Origin of the sequence: Deinococcus aestuarii (genome assembly GCF_018863415.1) — a bacterium.
Taxonomy (GTDB): domain Bacteria; phylum Deinococcota; class Deinococci; order Deinococcales; family Deinococcaceae; genus Deinococcus; species Deinococcus aestuarii.
The window spans coordinates 63,103-74,840 of the sequence record NZ_JAHKSN010000015.1 but is presented as its reverse complement, the minus strand read 5'-3'; the positions used below and the strand labels follow the sequence as shown (position 1 = coordinate 74,840).

General features: G+C 71.2%; 11 protein-coding genes. 6 read left to right on the top strand and 5 right to left on the bottom strand.

From position 1 onward, the window contains the following. Positions 1-10: 10 nt before the first annotated feature. Positions 11-1,453: a xylulokinase gene (locus IC605_RS16675; protein WP_216326735.1), complete on the top strand. Its 1,443-nt coding sequence runs from the start codon at positions 11-13 to the stop codon at positions 1,451-1,453. Between the two features lie 13 nt (positions 1,454-1,466). On the opposite strand, the gene IC605_RS16670 is transcribed toward IC605_RS16675, so the two are convergent. The 4 genes from IC605_RS16670 to IC605_RS16655 form a co-directional block, all read right to left on the bottom strand. After that, positions 1,467-2,132, bottom strand: coding sequence for a hypothetical protein (locus IC605_RS16670; protein WP_216326732.1), 666 nt, complete (start codon positions 2,130-2,132; stop codon positions 1,467-1,469). A 554-nt stretch (positions 2,133-2,686) separates the two neighbouring features. Next, the gene (locus tag IC605_RS16665; protein ID WP_216326729.1) at positions 2,687-3,160 is read right to left on the bottom strand and encodes a DUF892 family protein; all 474 of its coding nucleotides are present in this window, start codon (positions 3,158-3,160) and stop codon (positions 2,687-2,689) included. Between the two features lie 554 nt (positions 3,161-3,714). Beyond that, the gene (locus IC605_RS16660; RefSeq protein ID WP_216326725.1) at positions 3,715-4,635 is read right to left on the bottom strand and encodes a DUF389 domain-containing protein; all 921 of its coding nucleotides are present in this window, start codon (positions 4,633-4,635) and stop codon (positions 3,715-3,717) included. After that, on the bottom strand, positions 4,635-5,288 hold the full coding sequence (locus IC605_RS16655) for an HAD family hydrolase (RefSeq protein ID WP_216326722.1): 654 nt from the start codon (positions 5,286-5,288) through the stop codon (positions 4,635-4,637). The genes IC605_RS16660 and IC605_RS16655 overlap by 1 nt, the downstream gene beginning before the upstream one ends. 174 nt (positions 5,289-5,462) lie before the next feature. Here IC605_RS16655 and IC605_RS16650 point away from each other — a divergent pair, with 174 nt between their 5' ends. Together IC605_RS16650 and IC605_RS16645 are read left to right on the top strand one after the other, a co-directional pair. After that, the gene (locus tag IC605_RS16650; RefSeq protein ID WP_216326719.1) at positions 5,463-6,665 is read left to right on the top strand and encodes a zinc-dependent alcohol dehydrogenase; all 1,203 of its coding nucleotides are present in this window, start codon (positions 5,463-5,465) and stop codon (positions 6,663-6,665) included. A 122-nt stretch (positions 6,666-6,787) separates the two neighbouring features. Beyond that, positions 6,788-7,210, top strand: coding sequence for a four-helix bundle copper-binding protein (locus IC605_RS16645; RefSeq protein WP_216326716.1), 423 nt, complete (start codon positions 6,788-6,790; stop codon positions 7,208-7,210). A 107-nt stretch (positions 7,211-7,317) separates the two neighbouring features. Here IC605_RS16645 and IC605_RS16640 read toward each other — a convergent pair whose 3' ends face one another. Then, a complete protein-coding gene (locus IC605_RS16640; RefSeq protein WP_216326713.1) occupies positions 7,318-7,788 on the bottom strand; it encodes a hypothetical protein in 471 nt (156 codons plus the stop codon). Positions 7,789-7,872: 84 nt separating this feature from the next. On the opposite strand from IC605_RS16640, the gene IC605_RS16635 reads away from it, so the two are divergent. The 3 genes from IC605_RS16635 (at position 7,873) to IC605_RS16625 (ending at position 11,686) form a co-directional block, all read left to right on the top strand. Beyond that, a complete protein-coding gene (locus IC605_RS16635; RefSeq protein ID WP_216326711.1) occupies positions 7,873-8,127 on the top strand; it encodes a hypothetical protein in 255 nt (84 codons plus the stop codon). Positions 8,128-8,662: 535 nt separating this feature from the next. Next, the gene (locus IC605_RS16630) at positions 8,663-9,604 is read left to right on the top strand and encodes a dienelactone hydrolase family protein (protein WP_216326708.1); all 942 of its coding nucleotides are present in this window, start codon (positions 8,663-8,665) and stop codon (positions 9,602-9,604) included. 345 nt (positions 9,605-9,949) lie between these two features. Next, a complete protein-coding gene (locus IC605_RS16625; protein WP_216326705.1) occupies positions 9,950-11,686 on the top strand; it encodes an ABC transporter ATP-binding protein in 1,737 nt (578 codons plus the stop codon). The last annotated feature ends 52 nt before the right edge of the window (positions 11,687-11,738 follow it).

Below are 11,738 nucleotides of genomic sequence, written 5' to 3'. Positions count from 1 at the left end.
CGGAGCGCCCATGTACCTCGGCCTTGACCTCGGCACCGGGAGCGTCAAGGTCGCCCTCTTCGGGGAAGACGGCTCACCCCTCCGCGAGGGCAGCGGGGCCTACCCGGTCCGGGCCCCCCGCCCCGGCTGGGCCGAGAGCGACCCGGCGGAGTGGTGGGAGGCCGTGGGCCGCGTCACCCGCGAGGTCGTCGGGGCGGACGGCCCGCGCGTCCGCGCCCTGGGCCTCTGCGGGCAGATGCACGGGGTGGTGCTGTGCGCGGCGGACGGCGCCCCGCTCAGGGCGGCGGTGCTGTGGGCGGACGGGCGGGCCTCCTCGGTCCTCGGCGCCTACCACGGGCTGCCCGGGTCCCTGCGCCTCAGCCTCCGCAACCCCGTCACGGCGGGCATGGCGGGGCCGACCCTGCTGTGGCTGCGGGAGCACGAGGCGGAGGTCTACGACCGCGCCCGCTGGGCCCTGCAACCCAAGGACTGGCTGCGCCTGCGCCTGACCGGGGCAGCCCACGCCGAGCCCTCCGACGCCTCGGGAACGCTGCTCTACGACCCCGAACGCGATGGGTGGAACGCCCCGGTCGTGGGGGCACTCGGCCTGCGTGCCGACCTGCTCGCGCCGCTCGTCCTGTCGGCGGCGGTGGCCGGGACCCTCACCCCCGCGGCAGCCTCGCACCTGGGGCTCCCCCCCGGCCTGCCCGTCGCGGCGGGGGCGGCGGACACGGCGGCGGCGCTCCTGGGCACCGGGCTCCCCGCCGGGCAGGTGCAGCTCACGGTCGGGACGGGGGCACAGCTCGTGTTGCGGGAGGAGGCCTTGCCGGAGGCGCGGCGGGGGCTGCACGTCTTCCGCACGGCGGGGGACCGGGGCGGCTACCTCCTCGGCGCCGTGCAGAACGCCGGGCTCGCCCTGGAGTGGGCGCGGCGGGCCCTGCGCTGCGAGTGGGCAGAGTTCTACGCGCTCGCGCAGGAGGCGGAACCCGGCTCACGTGGCCTGTTGTTCCTGCCGTACCTCACCGGGGACCGCACCCCCCACCTCGACCCGCACGCGCGGGGGGGCTGGATCGGCGCGGGGCTGGAGCACGGGCCGGAACACCTCGCCCGCGCCGCCTTCGAGGGGGTGGCGCTCTCCATCCGGGAGGCGCTGCTCCTGCTGCCGCAAACCGACCGGCCCGCCCTGCGGCTCGCGGGCGGGGGCTCGGTCCACCCCTGGTGGCGCCAACTCCTCGCCGACGTGCTGGGGCGCCCGCTGGAGGGGGTGGAGGTGCCCGGGGCCTCGGCGCTGGGAGCCGCGCTCCTCGCCCGGGCGGCGGTGACGGGGGAGGAGCCCAGGGTGACGGCTCCGCGTACCGGGGAGTCCATTGAACCCCGTCCGGATCACGACTGGGCGGAGGTCGCCGGGCGGTTTGCGGCGGCCTACGGGGCGCTGCGGGACTGGTTTCCGGTGGAGGGCCGGGACGGGGGCTGACCTCCGGCCCCCCTCACTCCGGGGCCGTCGGAGGTTCCTTGACGAGGCCCAGGTGGAGGAGGTAGGGCGTGCGGTCGGAACCCTTCGAGGACCGGGCGGCGTAGCGTTCGAACAGCGCGTCGAGTTCCCCTTGCAGGGCCTCGGCGTCCGGGCGGGTCAGGTGGAGCGTGCCCCACGAGTTGGCGCCGACGATGCTCACCGGGGTGACGGACGCGTCCAGGTACCAACGCGGGAAGCCCTCGCGGCGCAGGCGGCCCCCCTCGTCGCGGTAGAGCCGGGCCGCCCAAACGTCGGCGACTTCGAGCGACGTGAGGATTGCCCCGCGCATGAACCGCTCCCAGTACGGGTCCCACTCCCGGCGGAAGTATTCCTCGCTGGGCACCGAGACCGCCGCCGGGGGCAGCAGCACGAGCTGGTCGGCGACCGAGCGGTACGTCCGCACCCGCCGTCCCCGCTCCTCACGCGGGCCCGAGTCGCGCACCATCCCCAGCCGCCCGAACTTCCTGACCCAGTAGCTCATGGCGTTGGGCCGCAGCCCGCAGCTCGCCGCCGCCTCGGACACGGTGCACGCCCGCCCCAGGAAGGGCTCGAAGTACCGCCCACGGCGACCGTCGAGCAGCAGCGCCACGACTTCGGGGTCCCGCACGACCTGGGTGTCCTGGAGCTGGGCCTGGGGCATGGCCGTCAGCCTACGACGCCCGGCGAGGGGGGAGGCCTCATTCCCACGAAAACAGCGGCCACGGGGGCCGCAGTCGCAGTCGGGGTCTGATTCGGGTGGCATGGCCTCCGGTTGCCCGGTCGCCGATGGGGGTGCCGGGCGCGGGAGAAGCGGCGGCAAGGAGCAGCTCGGCCTAGGTCTTCATGAATGTCCTCCCGTTGCCGCGTGGGCCCCCGGTCCGGGTGTCTCCCGTCGTCGGCGTGCTCCTACCGTAGGTGGGCGGCCGCTCAAAACCCAGTCTTGTTTTTGAAGAGACCTCGACGGGACTCGCCGTCAGCGTTGCGCCCCCTAGTCTTTGTGCCCGCAAGCGAAGGGCTCGCCCCAACCCACCGCTTCGGCCTGCCCATTGCCCGCCGGGGGCATTGGGTTCGCCAGCGGGCAGCCGGGCAGGGTCAGCGAGGGACCAGATCGCCGTGCAGCTCCCGTCCTCCGTCAGGGTATCTGGCCTGGGGAGACACCCGAAACACGCTCGGGGGAGTGTCTCGGCTCCCCCGGGCGTGTGGTGGTCAGGGACCTCAGCCCATGATCCGGGCCGCGATCTCCGTGTGTTGCTCGTCGGCCTGCTTGGCCTCTTCCACCGACCGGCTCATCTCCTGCTCGGTCTGACCCAGCCCCGACTGGCGGGCATACGCCTTCATCGTCCCGAAGGCGGCGATCCAGTAGTGCAGCGCGAGTTGCCCCGAGGCAATGATGCCCAGGTCGCGCACCTGCTCGTCCTGAGCGGTGTCGCGGATTTTTCTGGACACCTGATAGTGGGCCTCAAGAATGGGGTTCTCACCCTCACCCGTGGCCCCAAGCTCACCCAGCGCCCGCTCGATTCGCGTCTGCCACGTCTTGGCCGTCTCGTTGCCCGCCTCCAGCGCGGACTTCAACTCCGGGTCGCTGGCGGCCTGCTGAATCTCGTCGGTGGCCGCCGCCGCGACACGTCCTCCGGCCTTCATGGCGACCAGACCATCGGCAATCAACTGCTGGAGATGTTCCTGATTCATGGCGCTCCTCCTGCCGTCAAGGCACGGCCAAGGTATAAAGAGAGATCGTCTTTAAAAAGTTACCGTGGACCAATGAACATAAAGCCAACTTTTCGGGACGATCAAGCTCGGCATTTGTACCCGGATGGAGAATGAAGCAGTATTTTGATGTAACAAGAAAGCTAAGGAAGAGCTATGAAGCCAGGAGCGTCGCAGCGACAACATGTATCGAATGGCGATGTGCGTCTCGCCACCGTGCGGCGGGCGGCTCACGGCATCCCGCGAACTGACCTCTCCGAAATCCCGCCCCATGACCGGCGACAATCATTTCACCACCTTGTCCAGGGGTCCCGGCCACGGCCGACCCGTCCACACCCCGGTCAGGGCGAGCACCGATCCGGCCTGACTGCTCCCCGTCCCTGCCAGCGGTGACGTGAGTCCGTGCCGATGAACCCGGCCAGTCGGGGGGAGAAACGTCGGTCCGTCAGGCGACCGTGGAGAGCTTCGGCGGCCCGCCCCCGGTGCCGATGAAGGTGGGCCGGGTCCGCCGCGACGGGACCAACACGAGACGGGGCTCAGACGAGGGGCCCGCGGCGGTGGACGGTGCGCTGCTTGACGGCGAAGACGGCCCATCCCAGGACGACCACGAGCAGGGCGTCCAATCCGAAGCGTTCCAGACCCTGCCGGGCGAGGTCGAGGCGACCGATGGAGAGGGCCAGGCCCACCGACGCGGCGGAGGGAATGAGCACCAGCGCGACGAGCGCCCCGGCGATCACGCTGCGGCGGTACGACGCCATGATGACGGCGCCCGAAAGCGCCCCCACCACCGAGAAGAGCAGGTCCTTGCCGCCCGGCGAGGCGAGGCGCGCCAGCTCGGTGTTCTCGGTAAATTCCCGGATGGTCGCCGACCCGGCGGCCCGCAGCAGCAGGAAGGTCAGCCCGGCGACGAGGACGAAGACCGCGTACCCCGCCAGCGTGGACCGCAGCCCCCGCCGGACCACGTTCCCCCGGCCCAGCGCCGCCCCGAGCGCAATTTTCACGATGGGCTCGAAGCCGGGCGTGATGATCGAGGCCGCGACGAAGGCCAGCGCCTGGGGTGCCCCCTCGCTCACCATGCCCACCGCGCCCAGCACGCCGCCCAGGGCCATCAGCGCCAGAAAGTTCGGCGTGATCCGGCCCTGGTGGCGCAGCCCGGTCTCGACCTCCTCCCAGATCGCCTCGTCCACGTCGTTCTCCACGCGGGCGCCGTGCCGGGGGTCGATGATGCTGCTCGTCTCCGCCGTCACCACCGAGACCTCAGGCCCCACCTCCCCGGCCAGCCGCAGCACCTCGTCCGCGCCCCGGTTGAGGACGTGGACCACGATCACGTCGCCGGGCGGCTTGACCGACGCGCCCCGGTGCACGCCCAGCCCGATCACGTCCTCCAGCCGCGCGAGGGCCGCGAGCAGCCCGTCGGTCGCCTGGGCCGGAACGCTGAGGTCGAGGGTGCGGTGCATCAGGCGACGGGCGACGCGGCCAACTGATCGAGCCAGTCCTGTGGGCTGTCGTACACGGCGACGGCGCCCTCGAAACGGCTGTCCCCGCCGCAGCGCAGGGCCACGGTGTCCACGCCCGCCCCCCGCGCGCTCTCCACGTCGAAGGGGGTGTCGCCCACCATCAGCACCTCGGCGGGGGCGAGCCCCAGCTTGGTCACGGCGGCCCGCACGATGTCGGGCTCGGGCTTGGAGGCCTCCACGTCGGAGGCGGTGGTGTGCTCGGTGAGCAGGTCCTCCACCCCGGCGATCTTGAGCAGGTCCGCGACGAGCGCCTCGTCCGCCGAGGTGCCCGCGATCAGCCTCAGGCCCCGCGCTTGCAGGGCCTTGAGCAGGGCGCGCGCCCCCGGCTGCCCCCGCAGGTTCGGCAACTCCTCCTCCTGAAAGTGGCGCTTCCAGCCGTCCGAGAGGGCCTGGTAGCGGGGGTCGCCCTTCCCGGTGCCCGTCACGCGCGGGACGAGCTGGTCGCCGCCCATGCCGATCAGGGGCCGGACCTGCTCGAAAGGAACCTCGATGCCCTCGTCGGCAAAGGCCCGCACCCACGCGCGGGCGTGGGCGTCGTTGCTGTCCACCAGGGTCCCGTCGATGTCGAAAATCATGCCTCGGTAAGTCGCCATTGCCGGAGGGTAGAGAGCCACCGGGGGCCGCGCATAAGAGGGCGCTTGGCGGGCGCTTCATGCAGGTTCGGCGGGCCGGAACGGGGCCCAACGTGAACTCTGCCGTGGCCGATCCTTTATTCAGCGGTCCCCGCCGCCCCCCCTGCCGTTAGATGGAGCCTGTCAGGAGGCCCTATGAAAGCAGTGGTATGGCACGGCGTGGGAGACATTCGGCTGGAGGACGTTCCCGACCCCCGGATCGAGCAGCCGACGGACGCCATCGTACGGCTGACCGCCTCGGCGATCTGCGGCACCGACCTGCACTTCGTGCACGGCACCTTCAGCGAGATGGTGCCCGGCACCATCCTCGGCCACGAGGGCGTGGGCATCGTCGAGGAGGTGGGCGCCGACGTGCGCAACTTCCGGCCCGGCGACCGGGTGGTGATCCCCTCCACGATGGGCTGCGGCTACTGCCCGTACTGCCGCGCGGGCGACTACTCCCAGTGCGACAACGCCAACCCCAACGGGCCCTCGGCGGGCACGGCCTTTTACGGCGGCCCCAAGGCGAGCGGCCCGGTTCAGGGCCTCCAGGCCGAGAAGGCGCGCGTGCCCTTTGCGGCCATCAACCTCGTCAAGATTCCCGACGCCGTGACCGACGGGCAGGCGATTCTCGTCTCGGACATCTTCCCGACCGGGTACTTCGGCGCCGAGCTCGCGGAGATCAAGCCCGGGGACACGGTGGCCGTCTTCGGCTGCGGGCCGGTCGGGCAGTTCGCCATCACCTCCGCCAAGCTGATGGGCGCCGGACGCGTCTTCGCGGTGGACCGCATTCCCGACCGATTGGAGACCGCGAGTGACCAGGGGGCCGAGGCCATCAACTTCGACGAGGAAGACCCGGTGGAGACCCTGAAGCGCCTGACGGGCGGCACCGGCGTGGACCGGGTGATTGACGCGGTGGGGGTGGACGCCCAGCACGCCGACCACGGCCCGGCGGCTCAGCAGGCCCGCCAGGAGGCGGGGGAGTTCGAGGAGCAGCTCTCGCAGGTCGCGCCGGACGGCACCGCCGGGAACGTGGGGAACGCGCCCAGCCAGGCCCTCGAATGGGCGGTGCAGTCGGTGTGCAAGGCGGGGACCCTCTCGATCATCGGCGTGTACCCGCCCACCATGCAGAGCTTCCCCATCGGCGCGGCGATGAACAAGAACCTCACGATCAAGATGGGCAATACGCCCCACCGCAAATACATCCCGTACCTCCTCGACCTGATCCAGCAGGGAACGCTCGACCCTGAGGGGCTGCTCTCTCGCGCCGAGGAGATGAGCGACGTGCTCTCGGCCTACCGGGCGTTCGACGAGCGGCGGCCCGGCTGGCTCAAGGTCGAACTCGTCCCGGGGATGTGAGCGCCCAGACCCGCCCCTTCCGCAGCCCGACCTGGCGACCGAATCCCCGCCAGATCAGGACCGCACCGTGAGATCGAGGCGGGCGCCGGGGGCGGACCCGCTCAGCCATACAGGAGACCTCCATGCCGCAGAACACCGCCCGGATGCTGGAAACCCACCCCAACCCGGCGAGCGTCTTCGACCTCGGCGCGCTCGCGGAGTGTATCGACGCCTGCTTCGGGTGCGAGAACGTCTGCTCGTCCTGCGCCGACGCCTGCCTCGCCGAGCGCGAGCACCTGACGCACCTCGTCCACTGCATCCGGCTGAATCTCGACTGCGCCGACGTGTGCGGCGCGACCGGGCGGGTCCTCTCCCGGCTCACCCAGCCCGACCGGGGCGTGGTGCGCGCCCAGCTTCAGGCCTGCCAGGCGGCCTGCCGGGCCTGCGGGGACGAGTGCGAGCGCCACGCGCGCGAGATGAACATGCCTCACTGCGGGGTGTGCGCCGAGTCCTGCCGCCGCTGCGAGCGGGCGTGCGAGGGGCTGCTGGGCACCATGAGCGCCTGAGGTCGGCCCGGCAGGTAGCCTCACCCAGGGCCGGAGGCGTGGACGGGGCCACCGCTGGCCCTGTCCACGCCTCCATGGGTTCGGGTGCAAGCCGAACGGCCTGCCGCCTACTTCCGGGCGCCGCGCTTGCTCCCGGTCTTGCTGGCGGCCTTGCCGGACGGAGTGCGGGTCTGGGCGCGCGACTTGCCGAGGGTCTGTCCCTTCTCGAAGCTCGCGTTGAGTTTGCGCCGGGTCTCCTCGGCGAGCGCCCGGAAATCCACGGACCCGGCCTCGATGTTCTCCAGGGTGGGCTTGACCCTCGCCCGCCGCTCGCGCCCCGCCGACAGCTCCTCGTTCACCCGCGTGAACCAGGCCTCGAACTCGGGGCTGGGCTCGAACACCATCTCGCGCACGTCGCGGGTGGCAGTCTCGTCGCTGCCCCGCTTGCGGTAGGTCTTGGGCAGGGTGAAGCGCTGGGGCAACTCCGCCGCCTCCAGCTCGCCCTCCCGCACCGCGTCGCGGAACCGCTTGACAAAGGTGTCGCTCCTCTGCGGGTTGGAGAGGTTCTTGATCTGTTCGCTCAGGGTGGTGTACGGCACGGCGAAATTCTAAAGGTCCCCGCCGGTGACGGGGCCGCCGCCGTTGTGCCAGTTTTGTCAGACACCTTCACTTAATCTTTAACTATGACGGCTGCCGCACGGATCCCCTGCTACTTCGTCCTCGTCGTCGATGGCCTGCCGCTGACGCACCCCGACACCCCCCACGTGCCCGTCATCTTCCGCGAGGAGCGCGAGGCCCTGGCGGCGAGTCGGCCGCTCCAGACCGGGGATCTCACCCGGAAGGTCGTTCTGGAGACCTATGCGGACGACTATAGCTTCGTCGAGGGCCGTCCCCTCGAAAGGCCGTCCGGCCTGACCGTCCAGCCCGCCGGTCTCTGAGGCATCGTCCGCCCCACGCTGCGGGCCGGGGGCGGCGCCCGGCAGGAAGACCGCCGGATCACCGAAGGCCCGCGCGAAGGTTCCCAGGACGGTGCCTGCCTTCAGAGACAGCGAGAGCGCGGTGCTGGTTGCGGCGCACCCCAGTCCCGTTGCCCGCCTGAGGGGAGGAGTCCGCTTAACCTGGAGCGCCCTGCCGTGGCACGACCACCTGCTCGGTATCTCCCCGTATACGCGGCCCGAACGCCAGACGGCGGCCCTGCTCGCGCCGGAGGGCCCACGCCCCGCCCCCGGCCGGTGAGCCTGCTGTGCGAGGGAGGCGAGGGCGCGCGGCGACGGGCAGCGACCTCGTGGAGAGGACGGCGGTGCCGGGCCTCCTGCCGGGGCTCGACGTGAACGCCCCACACGCCTTCACGCGAGGGGCGTCGGCAAAGGTCGCGTGCCGGGAAAAAGTGCGTCCGGGGGCGCCCGGGCCGGGAGGTCTTACAGTTTCGCCGCCCCTTTTCCGGTGTGATGGACAGGCCACGAAAGGAGCGCCATGAGCGAGTACCGGCAGGACCTGTTTCGCTACGTCGCCGAGGAGTTCGCCGAGGACTACCGTGAGGGGGAGATGGCCCGCCGCGAGTTCCTGCGCCGCAGCGTGCTGCTGGGCGGCGGGATTCTGGGGGCGCGGACGCTGCTCGCCACCCTGGGCGTGATGGGCGTCAGCGCCGCCGAACTCGCCGAGGCGCAGGGGGCCGCCCCCCAGAACGAGCCCGCCCGCAACTCGTACCAGGTGGACCCGCAGGACCCCGCCATCGAGGCGCGCGACCTCACCTACGAGGCGCTGGGCCGCACCAACTTCGCCTACGTCGCCCGCCCCGCCGGGGTGGCGAGTGCGCCCATCGTCCTGGTGATCCACGAGAACCGGGGCCTCCAGCCGCACATCAAGGACGTGACGCGCCGGGTCGCCAAGGCCGGGTACATCGCCCTCGCGCCCGACTTCGTGTCTCCCGAGGGGGGCACGGCCCGCTTCACCGACACCGCCCAGATTTCCGCCTTCATCGCCCGCACGCCCGCCGAACAGCATGTGGCCCACGCGCTGGAGGCCGTCAAGGTCCTCAAGGCCCAGCCCGGGGCGCAGGCCGAACGCTTCGGCATGGTGGGGTTTTGCTGGGGCGGCGGCATGACGTGGCGCCTCTCGACGGTGCTGCCCGACCTGCGGGCCGCCGTGCCGTACTACGGGCCCTCTCCCTCGTTCGGGGACGTTCCGAACATCCGGGCGGCGGTGCTGGGCATCTACGGCGGGCGCGACGCGCGCATCACGTCGAACGCGGCCCCCACCGAGGCGGCGCTGGCGGCGGCGAACGTGCGCCACCAGTTCCTGATCTATCCCGGCGCCAACCACGCCTTTCACAACGACACCGGCCAGAATTACAAGCGCGACGCGGCGGAAAACGCCTGGGCCACGACCCTGGTGTGGTTCCGGCAGTACCTGTAGGGGAGGGCCGACCCTCCGCCCGTGTGCCTGCGCTAAGCCTCCCGGCTTAGGGCGCTAGGCCACATCACGGGGAGCCGGGCCCGGCCCGCCGTGCCTACCCTCATCGGAAGTTCCGAGCATCACCAAAGGAGAACCCCATGCCTCAAGGTCGCCTGTCTGTCCAGCCCACCCGCGCCCTTTCCGCCGGGAGCCCGGACGTTTCACGCGCAGTCGCCTTGACGCCTCGCCCGAGCAGGTAGGCTCGAACGAACCCGCCTGCCCGGCCCCCTCGCCGGAAGACAGGCCGGGCGGACGGCACCACGCCCGCGGAAACGAACCGGACCCCGGTGACCCCAGGAGTCCACCTTGCCGTCCCGTCTCCGCGTTTTCCTCGCGTATTACCGGCCCTACCGCCGCACGCTGGTCCTCGACCTCCTCTGCGCCTTTGTCGTCGCGGGGACCTTGCTGGTCTTTCCCCTCTGCGCCGGGTACGTCACCCGGACGGTCCTGCACCAGCCCACCCCGGAGGCCCTGCGCCAGATGCTCCTCGTCGGCGGGGGCATGTTGGGGCTGGTCGCCTTGCAGATCGCCGCGAACACCTTCGTGGACTACCGGGGCCACATGATGGGCACGTACATCGAGCGCGACCTGCGGCGCGACCTGTTCCGGCACCTTCAGGCCCAACCCTTTGCCTTCTTCGACGGGCAGCGCACCGGGCACCTGATGAGCCGCCTCACGAACGACCTCCTCGCCATCGGGGAACTCGCCCACCACGGCCCGGAGGACCTCGCCGTCGCCCTGTTCAAGTTCACGGGCGTCTTTTTCATCCTGCTGGGAATCAACCCGGGGCTCACCTGGCTCCTCTTCGCGTTCGTGCCGCCCATGGCCGCCTACGCGCTGGTCTTCCACCGTCGGCTGCACCGGGCCATGCTGCGCAGCAGCGAACGGATCGGAGACGTGAACGCCCAGGTCGAGGACTCGCTCGCGGGCATCCGCACCGTGCAGTCGTTCACGAACGAGGGGGTCGAGCAGGGGCGCTTCGACGCGGCCAACGGGCGCTTCGTGGAGAGCCGCGACGACGGCTACCGCAACGAGGCGTATTTCTACCAGGGGATGACGGCCTTCACGCAACTGATGACGGTCGCCGTGCTGGTGTTCGGCAGCCTGACCATCCTGCGCAGCAGCCTGCGGGTGGACGAACTCGTCACGTACCTGCTGTGCGTCGGCCTCCTGATCGAGCCCATCGCGCGCTTCGTGAACCTCGCCCGGCTGCTCCAAGAGGGTCTGGCGGGCTTCGTGCGCGTTCAGGAGCTGATGGAGGTCCCGCCCGCCGTCACGGACGCGCCCGGCGCCCGGGACCTCGGCCCCGTCCGGGGGGACATCAAGTTTCAGCGTGTCTCCTTCGCGTACCGGCCCGGCGCGGAGCCGGTCCTGCGAGACCTCGACCTGCACATCCGGCCCGGGGAGTTCGTCGCCCTCGTCGGGGCCTCGGGGGTGGGGAAGAGTACCCTCTGCGCCCTGATCCCCCGTTTCTACGAGGTGGGCGGCGGGCGGATTCTGGTGGACGACGTGCCCGTCCGGGACGTGACGCTCGCGTCGCTGCGCCGCCAGATCGGCGTGGTGCAGCAGGACGTGTACCTCTTCGCGGGCAGCGTGCGGGACAACATCCGCTACGGCAACCCGGAAGCGGGCGAGGCGGAGGTCGCCCTGGCCGCCCGGCAGGCGGGAGCACACGACTTCATCATCCGCCTGCCGGAGGGCTACGACACCGACATCGGCCAGCGCGGCGTGCGGCTCTCCGGCGGGCAGAAACAGCGCCTGAGCATCGCCCGGGTGTTCCTGAAAGACCCGCCGATCCTGATTTTCGACGAGGCGACGAGTGCGCTCGACGTGGAGAGCGAGCGGCTGGTCCAGGCGTCGCTCGAACGGCTGGCCCGGGGCCGCACGACCCTGGTGATCGCCCACCGCCTCTCCACCGTGCGCCACGCCGGGCGCATCGTCGTGCTGACCGAGCAGGGCATCGCCGAAGAGGGGACGCACGCCGAACTCGTGCGGCGGGAAGGGGTATACGCCCGCTTGCAGCAGGTCGGGGCGAGCCTCTGAACGCGGTCGGGGCTTCCGGCCGGGCCTACGGGCAGAAGTGCTCCTGGGCGCG